General features: G+C 49.7%; 18 protein-coding genes and 1 riboswitch. Of the genes, 11 read left to right on the top strand and 7 right to left on the bottom strand.

All coding sequences use genetic code 11. The features are described 5' to 3' along the window. Positions 1-150: 150 nt before the first annotated feature. The gene (locus tag EDM56_RS23990; RefSeq protein WP_122920461.1) at positions 151-756 is read right to left on the bottom strand and encodes a TetR/AcrR family transcriptional regulator; all 606 of its coding nucleotides are present in this window, start codon (positions 754-756) and stop codon (positions 151-153) included. Positions 757-953: 197 nt separating this feature from the next. Here EDM56_RS23990 and EDM56_RS23985 point away from each other — a divergent pair, with 197 nt between their 5' ends. The 4 genes from EDM56_RS23985 (at position 954) to EDM56_RS23970 (ending at position 3,665) form a co-directional block, all read left to right on the top strand. Beyond that, positions 954-1,763, top strand: a complete 810-nt coding sequence (locus tag EDM56_RS23985; protein WP_122920460.1) for a tyrosine-protein phosphatase — start codon at positions 954-956, stop codon at positions 1,761-1,763. A gap of 31 nt (positions 1,764-1,794) precedes the next feature. Continuing rightward, positions 1,795-2,337, top strand: coding sequence for a hypothetical protein (locus tag EDM56_RS23980; protein ID WP_122920459.1), 543 nt, complete (start codon positions 1,795-1,797; stop codon positions 2,335-2,337). Between the two features lie 283 nt (positions 2,338-2,620). Beyond that, positions 2,621-3,085 (top strand): DinB family protein, encoded by a 465-nt coding sequence (locus EDM56_RS23975; RefSeq protein ID WP_122920458.1) that lies wholly within the window; start codon positions 2,621-2,623, stop codon positions 3,083-3,085. A 142-nt stretch (positions 3,086-3,227) separates the two neighbouring features. Further along, complete coding sequence (locus EDM56_RS23970; protein WP_246009512.1) at positions 3,228-3,665, top strand: small multi-drug export protein; 438 nt, start codon at positions 3,228-3,230, stop codon at positions 3,663-3,665. Between the two features lie 97 nt (positions 3,666-3,762). On the opposite strand, the gene EDM56_RS23965 is transcribed toward EDM56_RS23970, so the two are convergent. Then, positions 3,763-4,746 carry a helix-turn-helix transcriptional regulator gene (locus tag EDM56_RS23965; protein WP_122920457.1) on the bottom strand — a complete coding sequence of 328 codons (984 nt, stop codon included), beginning with the start codon at positions 4,744-4,746 and terminating at the stop codon, positions 3,763-3,765. Positions 4,747-4,791: 45 nt separating this feature from the next. Between EDM56_RS23965 and EDM56_RS23960 the strand changes: the two genes are divergently transcribed. After that, positions 4,792-5,658 carry an alpha/beta fold hydrolase gene (locus tag EDM56_RS23960; protein ID WP_183192573.1) on the top strand — a complete coding sequence of 289 codons (867 nt, stop codon included), beginning with the start codon at positions 4,792-4,794 and terminating at the stop codon, positions 5,656-5,658. Here EDM56_RS23960 and EDM56_RS23955 read toward each other — a convergent pair. The 3 genes from EDM56_RS23955 to EDM56_RS23945 all read right to left on the bottom strand — a co-directional run bounded on the left by EDM56_RS23955 (position 5,655) and on the right by EDM56_RS23945 (position 8,331). Further along, the gene (locus EDM56_RS23955; protein ID WP_122920508.1) at positions 5,655-5,975 is read right to left on the bottom strand and encodes a hypothetical protein; all 321 of its coding nucleotides are present in this window, start codon (positions 5,973-5,975) and stop codon (positions 5,655-5,657) included. The two genes, EDM56_RS23960 and EDM56_RS23955, sit on opposite strands and share 4 nt — an antisense overlap. A gap of 86 nt (positions 5,976-6,061) precedes the next feature. Continuing rightward, positions 6,062-6,150: riboswitch (cyclic di-GMP riboswitch) on the bottom strand. Positions 6,151-6,322: 172 nt separating this feature from the next. Continuing rightward, positions 6,323-7,792, bottom strand: a complete 1,470-nt coding sequence (locus EDM56_RS23950; RefSeq protein WP_122920455.1) for a methyl-accepting chemotaxis protein — start codon at positions 7,790-7,792, stop codon at positions 6,323-6,325. A 17-nt stretch (positions 7,793-7,809) separates the two neighbouring features. Then, positions 7,810-8,331 (bottom strand): hypothetical protein, encoded by a 522-nt coding sequence (locus EDM56_RS23945; protein ID WP_122920454.1) that lies wholly within the window; start codon positions 8,329-8,331, stop codon positions 7,810-7,812. A gap of 352 nt (positions 8,332-8,683) precedes the next feature. Here EDM56_RS23945 and EDM56_RS32120 point away from each other — a divergent pair, with 352 nt between their 5' ends. The 5 genes from EDM56_RS32120 (at position 8,684) to EDM56_RS23920 (ending at position 12,465) form a co-directional block, all read left to right on the top strand. After that, positions 8,684-8,974, top strand: a complete 291-nt coding sequence (locus tag EDM56_RS32120) for a twin-arginine translocase TatA/TatE family subunit (RefSeq protein ID WP_122920453.1) — start codon at positions 8,684-8,686, stop codon at positions 8,972-8,974. A 185-nt stretch (positions 8,975-9,159) separates the two neighbouring features. Continuing rightward, on the top strand, positions 9,160-9,579 hold the full coding sequence (locus EDM56_RS23935) for a MarR family winged helix-turn-helix transcriptional regulator (RefSeq protein ID WP_122920452.1): 420 nt from the start codon (positions 9,160-9,162) through the stop codon (positions 9,577-9,579). A 27-nt stretch (positions 9,580-9,606) separates the two neighbouring features. Next, positions 9,607-10,248, top strand: coding sequence for a nitroreductase family protein (locus EDM56_RS23930; protein WP_122920451.1), 642 nt, complete (start codon positions 9,607-9,609; stop codon positions 10,246-10,248). 30 nt (positions 10,249-10,278) lie between these two features. Then, a complete protein-coding gene (locus EDM56_RS23925; RefSeq protein WP_122920450.1) occupies positions 10,279-10,575 on the top strand; it encodes a putative quinol monooxygenase in 297 nt (98 codons plus the stop codon). 237 nt (positions 10,576-10,812) lie between these two features. Beyond that, entirely contained in the window at positions 10,813-12,465 is a 1,653-nt protein-coding gene (locus EDM56_RS23920; RefSeq protein ID WP_122920449.1) for an ABC transporter substrate-binding protein, read from the top strand. Between the two features lie 65 nt (positions 12,466-12,530). Here EDM56_RS23920 and EDM56_RS23915 read toward each other — a convergent pair whose 3' ends face one another. After that, the gene (locus EDM56_RS23915) at positions 12,531-13,157 is read right to left on the bottom strand and encodes a LysE family translocator (RefSeq protein WP_221176001.1); all 627 of its coding nucleotides are present in this window, start codon (positions 13,155-13,157) and stop codon (positions 12,531-12,533) included. Between the two features lie 227 nt (positions 13,158-13,384). On the opposite strand from EDM56_RS23915, the gene EDM56_RS23910 reads away from it, so the two are divergent. After that, positions 13,385-15,196 carry an APC family permease gene (locus EDM56_RS23910; RefSeq protein ID WP_122920447.1) on the top strand — a complete coding sequence of 604 codons (1,812 nt, stop codon included), beginning with the start codon at positions 13,385-13,387 and terminating at the stop codon, positions 15,194-15,196. Between the two features lie 52 nt (positions 15,197-15,248). Here the strand turns inward: EDM56_RS23910 and proS are convergent, their stop codons facing one another. Beyond that, positions 15,249-16,715 (bottom strand): proline--tRNA ligase, encoded by a 1,467-nt coding sequence (proS, locus tag EDM56_RS23905; protein ID WP_246009511.1) that lies wholly within the window; start codon positions 16,713-16,715, stop codon positions 15,249-15,251. Between the last annotated feature and the right edge of the window lie 218 nt (positions 16,716-16,933).

Raw genomic sequence — 16,933 nt, 5'->3', positions numbered from 1 at the left:
AATCGGAAGAGAGACTATAGGCTACGGACGTGATGCGTCCATCAAAAAAAGGAGGGTGTCCCCTCCGTGGCTAATGTCGCTGTACCTTGTGCGTCCGTTTGGCGAAGAGGCGGACATGCAAGCCCGCCTTGTAGGACACTTAGTGAACGATCATTCCTGTGTGTCCTTGATCATGCCGTCTGTCACGTAATCGATCATCTTTTCGATCACTTGGTCGAAGAGCGGCTCACCGATCTTGTCTTTGTGGAAACGCAGGAGCATGACCGCTTTCATAATGCCCACGACAATCGCCGGGTCTTGTTTTGGTAATATGCCTTTGTGCATCAGCGCTTGTACCACTTGGATACCTTTTGCTGTATCTTCCATGGCCAGCTCATCAGCCAAATGCTTAGGCAGCTTGCGAACGAGCCGCTCATGTTCACCGTCTTGGAACACACGCTGAAAAAACGGGTTCTCATCGGCATAGCGAAAGGAAGCGGTGAAAAAGGAGGTCAACAGATCTTTCGGACTGAGCGATTCTTCTAGCAGCTTGCCGATCAAAAGCTCACGAACCTCCTCTTCGTTTTTCAGAATCGCGTAATACAGCTCTTCCTTTGAGGCGAAAAATTTATAAAACGTGCCTTTGCCGATCCCGCATGCGAGGATGATGTCGTCGATGCTCGTTTTGGCGAGGCCGTATTGGATAAAAAGCTCTTTTCCTTTAACCAGCAGCGACTCGCGAACGCGCTCTTTTTCTTGTTCTGTGAATTTAGGCATCGGTTTGCTCCATTTCGAATTTATGTGACTTTTTATGGACTTTTGGTCACAGAATAACTATACTATATTGTAATGATTTCCATGGTGGAAGTAAATTGACTGTGCGATGAGACAGTCTTTTCTTTTGGAACTAATGTGACTAAAAATACATAAATAGTCATTTGATTCGATCGGGATTATACGAAAGGAGAAAAATCATGAAAAATAGACAAATCGAAGCGAGCCATTCATTTGCGGGACTTTCCAACTTTCGCGACGTTGGAGGACGTAAGACGGAAGACGGCCGGTATGTAAAGCAAGGAGTGCTGTACCGCTCGGAGGATTTATCCCGCCTAACGGAAGAGGACATCGAGGTGATGCGCGGACTTGGCATCAGGATGGTCATCGATGTGCGTACGGCGGGCGAACGCAAATCAAAGCCGAGCAAACTAGCAACAGGACAAGGGATCACGACGATTAACCTGCCGTTCATGGATCGGAGTCAGGAGCTTACGCGGCTTCAGTTTTTTTCGATGCTGACGCTGCGGGCGCGAGAGCTTGATTTTGAAAAAATCATGAAAGACATGTATGATAAAATGGCATTTGACAGTCAGCGACAAATCCAAGGAGTGATCACGCTCCTCGCACAGCAAACAAATTTGCCTGCGCTCATCCATTGTACGGGTGGAAAAGACCGGACGGGATTTCTATGTGCCGTGATCCTATTACTGCTCGGCGTCCCCTACGCACAGGTGCTAGACGATTACTTGCTGTCCAATGACCGGATTGCCCATCGGATGAAGCGGATGGAACGGTTTATTCGCATTGCCAGCCTGTTTCAGCTCTCACCCGAGCGTATCAAGCCATTACTCGAGGTGCGGCGTGACTATCTGGACGATGTGATGCAGGCGGTTTTGGCGCGTCATGGCACTATGGAAGCGTACCTTATGAGCGATTGCCAGATCGATCAGAAAGACTTGCAGCAGGTAAAACAACGGTTGCTAGACGACGAGGCAATCACGCGCTGAGCCCAAAATAGAAAGAGAAAAGAGGTCATGGATGAAGCTGAATATCGATCCCGATCAATTTATCGAGCGCGTGACGGAAGCGAAGGACCCGATCGTGTCGCTGATAAAAGGCCATTTGTTCATCGAGGCGGGGCTGATTGAGCTGATTAAGCTCGCTTGTGTAAATCAGGACACGTTTGACCCTGCAACACTCAATTTTCCGAACAAAGTCAGGCTCGCTAGTGCATTGGGCCTCATTGAAAAAGATGAAATCCGTCCGTTTTTGTTTCTGAATGACCTACGCAATTCCCTCGCCCATCATTTGGACAAGGATCTCAATCCGAACGATGGCAGGCGGCTTTACTCCATGTTGCGCAAGACGGAGCGATTTGCCTTCGCCTTGCAGCATCACCCTGTGTTGAAGCGTGACCCCGATTATATTAACCCGAATGAATTTCCCGATATTTTGCATATTTGCCTGATCCATTTTGTCGCGATCCTGGATGTGAGCATCACACATTTTCGCACCAGGAATCCTGCAAAACCTACACTGCCATTCACGCCGGCCTTTTACAGCAGAGAAAAGCGCCCGTAACGGCACGATGGACCATTCAAGACGGCCTCCCTATTTTAAGGGGGGATTTTTTTATACAGATAAGAATTTATAAAATGCTTATCCAAGGGCAACCGCTGCTCCGCCAAAAAGCATGGCGTAGCCAGGTTTTCTGATGTCAATAAAAGAACAGAATAGCCCATCGATCGTTTTCACTACTGATCTTGATCGGAAAGGCGTGATTGATGGGGTGAAAAGCAGAAAGGTATACTGAGGGTGTAAATGATGCAAGACAAAAAATTCCAAATAAACGGAGGAATCAACCATGTCCCAAGCCATTATCCACACAGGAAAATCTGTTCGCCAAATCGCCATCCACCAGTTGGGGGCTTTAGACGAAGCGCTGTTCGACATTCAGCCGAAAGGGTGTAATAATACGATCCGCTGGAATGTGGGGCATATCGTCGTCGCTCTTGATTATTTCTTTTCATTGGCGTTTCCGTTCAATACGGAATTGCCAGAAACGTACAGCGTCTTGTTTCACACAGGAACGAAGCCGGCAGATTGGACGCAAGCACCTCCATCCAAAGAAGAATTGCTCCACTATTTGACGAAGCAGCTGCGGGCGCTCGATGAAGTATCGCCGGCGCAATTGGATGAGACGCTAAATAACCCGATTGAGATGGGACCATTGACGTTTCGGACAGCAGGCGAGGTCGTAAATTTCGCGTTTGCCCATGAGGCAATGCATCTCGGCACGATTGCGACGCTCGCCAAAGCGGCGCAGTAGGAACAGGTGAAACTTTCAGTCCCATCTAAAACTTTATTTACTTTTATTTAAAAAACTCCCTAATTTAGCAACATTTGATCTATAATGGTAAGGGAGATATAAGTGAATGGTTATCAGATGGGAATGAAAGGAAGCGTGTGGATTGAATGATATCATCATGTGGGCGACCGTTTTCGGCACGGGGATACTCGAGCTGTGGGGCGCCCTCCTTGTCGGTTTTATGTGGAAGCTGCATCCGGTGCCGATCGCATTGGTCAGCGCGCTTGGCTCGATCACAAGCGCTGTGGTCGTCATTTATTTCGCGCATTCACTGCGGGGATGGCTGATTAAACGGTACCAGCGAAAAACCAGCAAAAAGCAGGGGAAAATTGCGGAGGTTTGGCAAAAGTATGGTGTGATCGGTCTGGCCTTTTTGTCGCCGCTGATAACAGGGGCACCGCTTGGGGCGGCAATCGGCATCGCCTTTGGTGCCGAGCCAGCCAGACTGCTGCGATGGATGACCGTTTTCATCATTTTCTGGAGCATCGTGCTGACGGCAGCAGGGGTGCTTGGATTGCTCGGGTTCGCTTCAATCAAATAAATAAGCAAGAGGAACGCAGTTTTCCTCAATCAAACCAGCCAATGTGGCTGGTTTTTTATTTACACAAAAAAACTGACAGCAAGCGTTTAAAATACTGTCACGATCTGTCACCATTTCCGTTTACGATGACGGAAGAAATATTCGATGGGCCGTATCCACTCGCATAACGTTCCTGCAAAGCGTCAAGTTCGGTTTGCAAATAGTCGATTACTTGTTCTGGCTGCTCGACGGTCGCCTCCTGACCCAAACCGAGGATGAAGCGGCTGACCCACTCGACATCCGTTGTAAAAATCACAGTGTCGATCGTGCCTGTGCCGTCCTCATGATAGTGGATCAGATTGCCGAGCTCATGATGCCAATCGGCCAATTTGCAGCCTTTTGCAGTCAGCCGCATGAAAAGGCGCAGCTCCGGCTGTTCCAGCTCGTCATCTATCTGCGGCACGGCAGGGAGAGAAGGCTCGGTCAGTACGGTGTACGATAGAATACGATCGACGCGCAAGGAAACGTTTTTTTGCCGCAGCCGGCAGAAGCAGCGACAATACCAATAGCCATTGAATGCGTACAGGTAATAGGGCTGGATGATTCGTTTGCTCTTGCGCTGTAAGGAGTCGTATTCGATGTGAAGCGCCTGTTGTTCGAGCGCCGCATCGAGCAACGGGCGCAAAAACGGCGACTGGGTAACGCGGCGTGGGTTGCGCATAAATACTTTTTGCCGCAGCAGCTCGATTTTTTGCGTCGCTTCCGGCGGCAAAATCGCGAACAGCTTGGAGATGACAGAAAGCGTCTCTTTTTCGAACGGCTTGTCCGTATAGTGGAGAAACGATTCATAGGAAATGATCAGGGCGACAGCCTCTTCGAGCGTGAATGTGACGGGGGGAAGCGTATGCTTGCGGAGGAGACTGTATCCACCTCCAGGGCCGGGTGTCGCCTGCAGCGGGACTCCGGATTCGCTCAGCAGGTGAAGATCGCGAAGCATCGTCCGGTGGGAGACGGAAAAGGTGTCGGCTAGCTCTTTTACCGTAAAGGTTTTTTTGGAATTCAGGAGTGAGAGCAGTTCGAGCAACCGTCCCGTTCGCTTCATAGGGATACCTCTTTTCTACTAATAACCATGAAAGGTGAGATCATCATGAAACGTGTAGCTGTCTATCACGCGCAAACCAAATTACAGGTCTGGGAGGGCGAGCGCAAGGGAGAATCTCTGCTTTTCCTTCATCCACAAGGGAGCCGCTCAAGTATTTGGAACGAGATGTTGCCCCATTTCACTGACAAATACCATCCAGTATGCATGGATTTGCGGGGGCATGGGGAGTCGGATTTTGCTGATAAAGGGTATGACATTGAGACCGTTTGTCGTGATATTCTCGCTGTGCTCGATCAACTGCAGATTCCCAAAGCGCATCTTATCGGCAATTCATTGGGCGGTGATTTCGCCGTGTTTTTCGCCGCCTTTCATCCGGAGCGAACCGCATCGCTTTGTCTGCTGGATGCCGGTATGATCAACTATATCGGGCCGAACGGCGAACGGGATCTCACCCGTGAGGAGGTTCTCGCCGAATTTGCCCAGCGGCCGATCAAAGCATTCGAACCCGGGGAGGACATTGTTCCGGACAACATCCACCGGTGGGTGCCGTGGGAAGGGTATTTTGCTAAATGGTTTCAGCATACGTCGCGGTACCCGCTGCCGGATGGTCGCATCGCCTATCAAATTCCCACACGGATTAATCTGCAAATCATGGAGACGGTGTGCGATCTGTGCTATGAAGAGGCGCATCGCCACATCCGTTGCCCGATCCTGTTCCTGCCAGCGGAAACAGAGCCAATGCTTTCAGTGAAGCTGCAGATGATCGAACGGGTCCCAGCCAAAGTCTCGACCAAAACAGTCGTGCTAGCTGACTCTCGCCATCTCATGCCGCTCGATCAGCCAATCGCGACTGCGAGGGAAATTAGGACGTTCCTTGCAGAAATCGCGCAGCCTTCATCAGCTACCTGTTAATCCGAAATGTATTCTTCTAAACGCTGTGCAACGATTTTGGGGTCGGCATCAAGGTGAAACAGGATCGCCAGATTACTTGTGGATGTGATGCTTTTTCTTGTGGCGTGGTACAGCGTTGGTTTTTGATGTTTAATAAAGCTCATGATTTCAATCGTCGGGGGAATAAACGTGTTAACGCGTAAAAGACCGTTCAGCATAGCGATGAGGCTTTTGATCGAGGCAGGATCATCCTGGTCGTTCATATTCAAAATAGTCTGAAGGAATTCGCGAATATATTTTTTCTTCGCTTCTTCCGGCGTTATTTCTTTTCTTCTCAACAGGAGTCCCCCTTGGTTGTCAATGATCGAAAACAGAAAAAGACCCAAGTGCATAAGCATCTTGGATCGACGTGACGGGTCCAAAATGCGGCAACCTGGCAATCATAGAGGGGTTCCCTCCGTAGACCCACGGCTTTGCGTCCCATCCTTTCGGCATGGTTTGCCTTTTTCGCAATCGATCATGAAATTGGATAAAATACATTACTTTTATACCATGCGAAAAGGAGGTTTGTCACGGATAAATACGCATTGCTCCAAAATAGTAATCAAGAGGTAATAGGAAAAAAGTGGGGGATAAAACAAGCCGCGAGCTGTGTATGTATCACAGTCGCGGCTTGTTGGTTTCACTAGAGCTTTTGCTGGCTCATCTGTTTTTCGATTGAGTCGAAATCGTGGATCATCTGCAAAATGCCGGAGTGCTGCTCGCGGATCATTTTCAAGATCGATTCGAGGTGCTGATGATTGTTGCGGGAAATGTCGGTCACCGAATCCACTTTGGAATAAACCTCTTGCATCGTCGCCTGCAAGCCGAATAAGAAGTCTTGCATTTGCTGCGATTTGGCAGAGAAGTTTTGCATGTGTTGAGTGATTTCATGGTAAATGGTTTTCACATTCTGCATGCTAGTATGGTTTTTCTGGATAAAGCCTTGGCTATTAACGATTTGCTCGGTCGCCTGGATTGTGAATGACTTGATCTCTAGCAAAAGCTCAGAGATGGATAAGGTCGAGTCTTTCGAGCCTTCCGCCAGCTTGCGCACTTCCTCGGCAACGACCGCAAATCCGCGGCCATGCTCGCCCGCGCGCGCAGCTTCGATCGAGGCATTCAACGCCAGCAAGTTGGTTTGCTGCGAAATGTCCGTCACAACTTTGATGATACGCTCGATGCTTTCCGTGCGTTCCTCCAGCTGGCCCATCAAGGTCGCCGCGGTTTCGATTGAGTGATTGAAGATGTGGAGGTCTTTCTCCAGCTTGTCCAATTCGGCGCCGCTTGCTTCTGCTGACTCCAGCGTGTCTTTGGAATAGGAGTAGATCATTTGCGATGAGCTGCTCACTTCATCGACGCGCGTGTTCGTCGCTGACATTTCGTTGCGGATTTCAGTGGAGTGATCCATCTGTTCGCTAAACGATTCCGCCATGCGGTCGAGGCTCTTGACCAATGTGGTCGACATCTCGCTCGTGACTGCCGCTTGGTTGTGCAGCGCTTGCTGGAAGCGCTGCACCGCTTTTAAGGAGTCGTTCATTTGCTGGAATGCTTTTTCCAACGTTTCCTTCGATTCAATTGCTTTGCGGCGCTGCTCTTCCACTTCCATGCGCAGGCCGCGGTTGAAATTGCTTTGCGAATTGAAGCACGCCATCATGAAGACAAAGATCACGATGGTAAAGACCAATTCCGAAATTTCCACGGACGGAAAAATGTTTGCGGCATCAAATAGGAAGAAGTAGGCAGCAGAGCTTGCAGCCAGGATGCCCGCAATCACATTGACCACTTTGCTTTGATAAATCGCCATGATCGCAACGTAGAAAAAGAGAAACATGAAGCTTGTCAGCACCGGATCCAGCACAATCGTCAAGTGAATGTAAATCCCGATGATGATGACATTGGCGTACCTTACAAAAGTAGCGGTTTTTTCGCGCAGCTTTTTGCTAAATGATAAATACCAGAGCGTGCCAAAAATAGTGTAGCCGATAATTGACGCGATGACTACGAACATCAGGTCGTTCCCCGTAAGGAGATTGGTGACCATGGAAAGTGTAAGAATCACCAGGACAAACTGAAGAATCCAAAGATTTTGCCTGCTCATGAGATGACGATCCATCGAGGAAGCCTCCGTTTTTAGTTGATTTCTTGTGGGTAGAAAAGCCAAGGATAGTCAGATTTGTTCTGATAAATGCGGGAAATGTGCAGAATGGCCGGAATAAACGGTGACCCCTTGTAATTGATGGCTTGATCGATGCGGGTGAGCGGCATCTTGTATGTAATTTTCAAAGCCCGGAAAAAAACAGGATTGTTCACGCTTATTACGTGTTCATAGCCACGCTCTTCGCAGTATTTCACACTGAGCGAGATCGCTTTCGTTCCCAAACTGCCGCGGTATTGTGGAAGCACGGCAATCGTCGGGATATCGACGACCGATAATTCTTTGATGTAGGGGGAAAACAGTTCGCGTATGATCGGATCGCTGTTTTCCAAGGGAGAGGCTTCCAAAACGGCGCCCCATTTGCTATCCTCCGCCTTGAGCAGAAATTTATCCGTACCTTCAAATCGCTCGCGAGCATAGCTTTTCTCCGTCCAGACAAAGTCTACAATCGAATAGAAGACATCAAGCTCAGATGCTGTACGTACCTGCTTGTACATGAGGACCTCCTTGAACTTAGCAAGATTTAGGGTAGAGATATTGCAGCGTACCCCCATGTCGAATTTTTCATTTCCTTTATTTGGAACTTGACTTTTTCTATGTTTCATTTTATTACTAAATTTCCAGTTTTTCAATGAGTTTGAAGTTAAGAGGATGTGAACTTATGAAAGTTTAATTATTCTGAAAAATGAATGCGTTGCCAATGAGGAAAGCCGTCAGTCCACGGTTTTTTCCGTTTAATCAAGAGTCCGGTTCGTAGAGGATTGTCACAAATATAATGTGTTTTTCCATTTTTCTACCGAAATTGGCTGTTATACTGAAAGAAACTACGCCCAATAGAGGTGATCAAGCATGCATATCCCAAGTTTGACTGGAATTTTATTTTTATTGCTCGTTGGCGTTGTGCTATTCGGACCGTCCAAGCTACCACAGCTGGGCAGGGCGGTTGGCTCCACGTTGAAAGAATTCAAGCTGGCATCGCAAGGACTGTTGAGCGATGACGCACCCAAAGCTATCGCGGTGGAAGAAAAAGCACCGGTGAAGCAAACGGAGCAAGAATTGCGCGTGCAAATCGAGAAGGAGATTCGTGCGCAGATGGAAGCGGAGAGCAAGGCGGCCGCACAGCCAACAAAGCAGGTATGATCGGACAATGATAAAAACATCCGCTGCGGTTCCGGGCGGATGTTTTTGTCGTTGGTTGCAAACGATGAAATAAGATGATATAGTAATTGAGCTATCAACTATTGATGAGTCAAATGTTGATAGATCAATGATTGATGCACGACTGGCTGTGTTTCTATTCTTGGTGCCCCCGGGAGGCATTTTATATGACACGCAAGGAATTTGAAGAGGAGCAGATTTTGACTCTGCTCATTGGATTAACGAATAAAATCAGTCCCAAGTTCGAACGCTGTACCGGAATCAGCTCTACTCGTCTTGCGATCTTGCAGACCCTTTGCGAAAGCAACGTGATCAATCAGTCCCAGCTGCAAAAGCACATCAATATCGACAGTGCCGCTATTACACGCCACCTAAAGCAACTGGAAGCGGATGGCATGGTGACTAGGCAAAGAAATCCGCATGATAACCGTGAAACCTTCGTTCGTCTGTCCGATGAAGGGCATAATCGGATTGAAGGGTACAAAAACGAGAAACGAAATTTTATCCAGCAGATTCTGGACGGCTTTAGCGAGGGTGAAACGCAGGTCTTAGCTGATTTTCTCCAGCGAATGCAAAACAACATTTGATTGTACGTAAAAGGAGTCTGTTTTCACATGATAAGCACATTGCAAAGAACAAATGATTTTCGTGAAATCACGTATGGTCGTCGTTCTGTCAAAATGTATGATCCTGAAGTAAAAATCAGCCGAGAGGAAATGACCGAAATTTTAGAGGGAGCCACACGTGCCCCATCATCGGTTAACATGCAGCCTTGGCGCTTTGTGGTAATCGAAAGTCAGGAAGGGAAAGAAAAGCTTGCAGAGCTGGCACGCTTCAACAAAACGCAGGTACTCACTTCTTCCGCTGTCATCGCCGTATTCGTCGACATGAATAATGTGGAATATATGGATGAGATCTTTGAAAAATCTGTCGAGCTCGGATACATGCCACAGGAAGTGAAGGACATGCAGTTGAAGGCCGTAAAGCCATATTACGCCAATTTGCCAGCTTCTGACCTACGGGATGTGAATTTTATCGATGCTGGCCTCGTATCCATGCAATTGATGTTGGTTGCCCGTTCATTTGGCTATGACACCAATCCGATCGGGGGCTATGAAAAGGATCAAATCGCAGAGGCGTTTGATATGGACAAGGATCGCTACCAACCGATCATGCTGATAAGCATCGGGAAAGCAGCAAAGGAAGGATACCCGTCTTACAGGCTGCCCGTCGAGACAGTGGCGACCTGGAAATAATCTCAATTCGTTGAAAGGGGGTTGAAAACCATGCTTCTTATACATGCCCATCTGCAGGTGATTCCCGCACAGGAAGAAGCCTTCCTTCAAGCGGTCAAAGCTCTGGTTGCTGCCAGCCAAGCTGAAGAAGGGAATGTGGGTTACACCCTTCTGAAAAGCACAGAGCAGGCATATCGCTACACCATGGTAGAGAAGTGGAAGGACGCTGACGCAGTAGCGGAGCACAATAAAAGCGCCCATTTTCAGGCGTTTGTGAAGCAAGCCCCCTCCTTTTTCGCGACACTAATGGAATTAGAAGTATTCGCAGGAGAGCCTGTGAAGCTGTAATTCACAATGTAAAAAAGCAGCAAGGTTGATCCTTCGATCAGTCTTGCTGTTTTGACAAATGATTAGGAATCGTAAAACCGGACAATGACTTGTCCGGTTTTTTCGAGCATGCCAACGTTGAACCAAACATGATAGAATATTGCAGATGAAAAGATAGAATTGTTAAAATGTTCAAAAAACGAAAAGGATATAATGATTTCTATATATATTCATCAAGTATAAGATGGGGGGATTAGAATGAGAGGGCTTTTAAAAAGATGGACGGTCGGTCCCATAATGGCAAGTCTCGTACTCGCGGCGGGATGTGCGAGCCAAACACCGGCAGATGCGCCGCAAAGTGCGCCGAAGACGGAAGGCGCAGAGCAGCCGAAAGCGGCCGGAATGGGAGGGACGCTAACGTTCGGGCTCGGCTACGATATCGTTGCGGTCGACCCCGCTTTCGCCTATGACCCGTCGACCGATGCGGTCGTAGATCAGATCACGGAAGGGCTGCTGAAATATGATAAAAACTCCCAGCTCGCCCCAAGCCTGGCGGAACGTTGGGAAGCCAAAGACCCTGTCACCTATTTGTATTATTTACGTAAGGACGTGACCTTCTCCGATGGCAGTCCAATGACAATCGACGATGTTATTTTTTCCATGGAGCGTACCAGAGACCCGAAAACGGCCTCCTATCTGGGCTGGATGTATGAAAATGTGGACAAAATCGAGAAGGCTGATGAATGGACGGTCAAAGTGACGCTGAAAAAGCCGGACGCGCTCTGGCGTTATGTCATGGGAACGCCGGCAGGCCACGTCATCAGCAAAAAATATTACGAAGCGCATAAAGACAATTTCGGCAAACCGGATGGCGGCGTACTGGGCACAGGCCCATTCAAGTATGTCAGCTGGAAAACAGGAAGCGAAATCGTCATCGAGAAAAACACGAACTATTGGGATAAAACGGGCGGCCCTTACTTAGATAAAGTCGTCTACAAAGTCATCCCCGAAGGAACGACTCGCGTGACTGGATTGAAGACGGGACAGATCAACATGCTGATCGGGCTGCCGCTCGACTTGGTGGAAGTCGTGGAAGGCATGGACAATGTGAATATCCAGAAGGTAGATGGTTTGCGCAATGACGTGATCGCCTTCAATACCCAGCGCAAGCCGTTCAACGACGTGAAAGTGCGGCAAGCGATGAACTACGCTCTCGACAAGCAGAAGATCATGGACCAGATCGTCCGTGGAATGGGTATGCCGGCACGCGCTGTCCCTGTTTCCCCGACACTTTGGACGTTTGCCAAAGACAAGTGGGAGGTGGCTTACAAAGAGCTGCCCGATTACGCGTACAATCTGGACAAAGCCAAGCAGCTGCTGGCCGAATCGAGCGTGCCTAACGGCTTTAGCGCCAAAATTTTGACCGATAATGACACGCTAAAGATGAATTCAGTGCTCGCACTGCAAGCGGCGGTCAAACCGTTGGGTATCAATCTGGAGATTGAGAAGGTGACCGGTGAGGAATTGACCACACGCGGATTCGGCGGCGCGCGCGACTATGATATCATTGCCAACGACTGGGGCTCGGATTTCCCTGATCCGTCCGGCAATTTGGTGCCGATTTTCCATTCCGCCTATGTGGGTGAGGGCGGGGCGAACTATGCCAACTACCGCAATCCTGAGCTTGACAAACTTTTGGATGAGCAGAGCAAGCTGATCGATGACAACCAGCGGGCAGACTTGATGATTCAAGCCGAGAAAATCATCGCAGAAGAGACGCCTTGGATCATGCTCGACCATCCGAAGCAGATCATGGTGACCACAAAAGGGGTAGAGGGTGTAGACGGCTACTCGGAAACGCCGCTCTGGACATGGAATGCCTATATGAAAGACATCAAAATCGTCAAATAAGCTCTAATGAAACAGCAAAAAACCGACAGGCAGCGATTGCGAGCCTGTCGGTTTTTTTGTACAGATCAGCGGCTTTGGAGTGCCACTTTCAAGCCTAAACCGATGTATATCGCGCCGACGATTTTACCGCTCCATCGCCCAAGCCACGAAATTCGCTTGACCAGCTGGCCGAGCATGCGTGCTGTCACCGCAATTAACGTCGTATAGATGATGCTCAACAGCACAAAGATGAGACCGAGGGAGAGGAACTGCATGAAGGACGCACCGCTTTCCGGATGGACGAACTGCGGTAAAAACGCCAAAAAGAAAAGCGCGGTTTTTGGATTCAGCACTTCCACCAAGATGGCTTGGCTATAGGTACCAAGCGGCGTCAATTTTTGCACGGTCGGCATTTGAGGATCGGCAGGGCGCTCCATGATGGCCCGGATGCCAAGGTAAAGCAAGTAAGCCGCGCCTGCAAATTTGACGATATTGAAGGCGAGCGCAGACGTCATCAAAATGGCTGACAGCCCTACAGCGGCAAACAACGTATGAATCAAATCACCGGTGGCGATTCCGAGTCCGGCCAAAATCCCAGCTTTGCGGCCGCTATGCAAGCTGCGCGTCACCGTGAGTAGGACAGCTGGGCCCGGAATGACAAACAGACTCAATACAATCAAGACAAATGCGAGTAGCGTTTGAAACGTAATCACCCAATACCCCTCCATATGCTGAGCATTTTTTCTCTCTATGTTTCTGATTTTATCATTAACTTTTTTTCGTTGCAGCCATTTGGGCGCTCAGGAACGGAACAAAGTGGATATCATAACCGAACCATCGAGGTGCAAACTAGATACAGATAATGTAGGTTCATGCGTCATTTGCCAGAACAACTGGATCGGGGCTTTTCTGACAAATGCAGGGGAGGACTTGTGAGGTCATGAAACTAAAACGATTGCTTATCGGACGGCCGATGAAATCCCATGAGTTAGCGGAAGAAAAGCTATCCAAGCTGAAGGCGTTAGCGGTCCTGTCTTCAGACGCGCTTTCCTCGGTCGCATATGGAACGGAACAAATTTTGCTCGTCTTGGTGACAGTGGGGGCGGCTGCACTCTGGTACTCCTTGCCAATTTCGATTGCAGTGCTCGGCCTTTTGACAATCTTGATTCTGTCCTATCGGCAGACGATCTACGCCTACCCGATGGGGGGAGGGGCGTATATCGTCGCCAAAGATAATCTAGGTGTGCCGTTTGGCTTAGTGGCGGGCGGCTCGCTTTTGGTCGATTATATTTTGACCGTCGCCGTCAGCTCGTCGGCAGGAACGGATGCGATCACGTCCGCTTTTCCTTCCTTGCATGGTCATCGGGTCTTCATCTCGCTGTTCATGATCATCGTCATCACGCTGCTCAATTTACGCGGCATCACCGAGTCGGCTTCCATTTTGATGTATCCGGTCTATTTGTTCGTTTTGGCTGTTTTTCTGCTGATCATTGGCGGTGCGGTGCAATATATGGCCGGAAATATCCATGCGACTCCACCAGCCATCGGCACCGTTGTCTCCGGCATGTCGCTGTTTTTGCTGCTGAAGGCGTTCAGCTCTGGGTGCTCTGCGTTAACCGGAGTCGAGGCGGTATCCAACGCGATCCCCAATTTCATGGCGCCTGCCGAAAAAAATGCCGCCAAGACGTTGGTGATTATGGGAGGCATACTGGGCGCAATGTTTATCGGGATCAGCTTGCTCGCATACGGGTTTGGAATCGCGCCCAAGCCGAATGAAACCGTCGTGTCGCAAATTGCCTCGGCAACGTTTGGCCGCGGCATCATTTATTACTTCATCCAGGCGGTGACGGCGCTGATCCTGTTTTTGGCCGCGAATACCGCGTTTGCAGCCTTTCCGCTCTTGGCATTCATGCTGGCGAGCGACCGCTTCATGCCCAACATGTTTATGGTCAGGGGCGATCGGCTTGGCTTTTCCAACGGGATCATCGTCCTTGGTGTACTATCAGGGTTGCTGATCATTGCCTCAAAGGGCGAGACGGAGAGCCTGATTCCGCTGTATGCCGTAGGGGTGTTCATTCCGTTTACGCTCTCGCAGGCGGGCATGATGAAACGATGGATCGTCAAAAAGCCGTCCGGCTGGATCGTGCCGTTTTTGATCAATACGGTCGGAATGCTGACCACCTTGACGATTACGCTTATCTTTTTGATCACCAAGTTCTCCCAAGTGTGGATGATCTTTTTGTTCCTGCCTGCGGTCATTTTCATTTTCAAAAAAATCAACCAGCATTACCACGCATTGGCCGACGAGCTGCGCCTCGATATTGATCATGAGAAGCCGAGCAAGAAGGGCAGCGTCATTGTCATCCCGGTCGGGGGAATCACGCAGGTAGTACGTAATACAATAAGCTACGCCCAGTCGTTGTCCGATAACATCATCGCGGTCTATGTCGGTTTTGACGACGAATCGTTGCATCGGATGGAGAAGCGCTGGGACGAATGGAATCCGGGCGTCCGCTTGATTGTACTACGCTCGCATTACCGCAGCATCGTCAAACCGCTGACCAAGTTCATTGATACAGTGGAATGGAAAACAGCGGAAACCGATCACGTCACGATCATGATCCCCTATTTCGTCACACGCCACTGGTGGCAAAACCTGCTGCACAACCAGACCAGCCTGTTCTTGCGCGCGTATTTGTTCGCCAAAGAAAATGTAAAGATCGCGATGGTGCCTTATTATTTGAAGAAGTGAATGCGGACGCAAAAAAGGAGGCACATCTCGCGCCTCCTTTTTGCTTACATCATCAATACGCCCGGGCAAACCAGACGGTCTGTTTCGCCGCCTGCCCACAGCATATGCACGTTTCTTTCACTGCAGGTGGCTCAAATGGAATGTTTCGCGACGTGAATTTGGTTTCCTCCTTCACTTTCGCCTCGCACTCATTCGTGCCGCACCAGCCTGCCAGCACCCATCCAGATGGCTGCCCTTCTTGCTCGGTTCGGCTGATCAATTCATTTAGCTGATCGAGCGAATCGACATCCAGATGCGAATGGGCATCGCGGAACGCCAACGCTTTTTGGAACATGTTGTTTTGAATGTCGACGAGCAGCTGCTTGATCGTATCCACTGCCTGATCCAATGCCACCGTGATTTTTTCACCGGTATCACGTCGGGCCAGGATGACCTGGTTGTTGTCGACATCGCGCGGACCGAGCTCAAGACGGATCGGCACCCCGCGCATCTCCCATTCATTGAACTTCCAGCCCGGCGTTTCTTCCCGCAGGTCGGTTTTGACGCGGACGCCCGCCTGCTTGATTGCGTCGAACAACGGATCGAACGTCTCCATGACTTTGGCTTGCAGCTTGGCAGGGCCAACTGGAATCATGACCAGTTGAATCGGTGCGACACGCGGCGGCAGCGCAAGACCGCGATCGTCCCCGTGCACCATGATCAATGAGCCGATCAGGCGAGTCGAGGAGCCCCAAGAGGTGGTATGCACGTATTTGAACTGGTTGTCGCGATCGAGGAACTTGATCTCGAACCCGCGGGAAAAGTTTTCGCCCAAGTAATGGGACGTGCCCGCCTGAACCGCCTTACCATCCTTCATCATTGCCTCGATGGAATAAGTATCGACCGCTCCGGCAAATCGCTCGCTAGGCGTTTTCTGTCCCTTCCATACCGGAATTGCGAGCACTTCCTCGACAACCTCACGATAAATTTCCAGCATCTGCATCGTTTCCTGGCGCGCTTCCTCTTCGGTTGCGTGGGCGGTGTGTCCTTCCTGCCAAAGGAACTCGGACGTACGCAAAAACGGCATGGTCCGTTTTTCCCAGCGGAAGACGTTGGCCCATTGATTAATCAGCACAGGCAAGTCCCGGTAGCTTTGAATCCATTGGCTGTACATGTGGCCGATGATCGTCTCCGATGTCGGACGCAGAGCCAGCTTTTCCTCCAGCGGTTCGCCGCCAGCTTCCGTCACCCACGGCAGCTCGGGATTGAAGCCTTCGATATGCTCCTTCTCTTTTTGGAAAAACGACTCGGGAATCAGCATCGGGAAATAGGCGTTCCGGTGGCCTGTTTCCTTGAAGCGTTTGTCCATCGCTTCCTGGATGTGCTCCCATAGCTCGAAACCGTCCGGCTTGAACACAATGCAGCCGCGAACCGGCGTGTAGTCCATCAGGTCTGCCTTGCGAATCGTATCCAAATACCAGCGTGAGAAGTCTTCCGACTGCGGTGTAATATGCCGTACCTGTCCTTTTTGCTCTGCCACTTTCCATTCACTCCCTTATCTCAAATAAAAAATCCCCGTCCCAAGAAAGGGACGAGGACGAATAACCCGCGGTACCACCCTGATTGACTGCATGTGCACATGCAATCCGCTCATAAGAACCCTAATAACGGAAGGGCAGCCGTCACGGCTCATCGCCGGCGGTTCCAGGATGGGGAGCAGACCATCTGCGTATCGATCTTCCAGACAAGGATCGACTC

Origin of the sequence: Brevibacillus fluminis, from assembly GCF_003710825.1 — a bacterium.
Taxonomy (GTDB): domain Bacteria; phylum Bacillota; class Bacilli; order Brevibacillales; family Brevibacillaceae; genus Brevibacillus_D; species Brevibacillus_D fluminis.
Note: the sequence above shows the minus strand (reverse complement) of the source record. Positions and strands in the feature narration are given on the sequence as shown.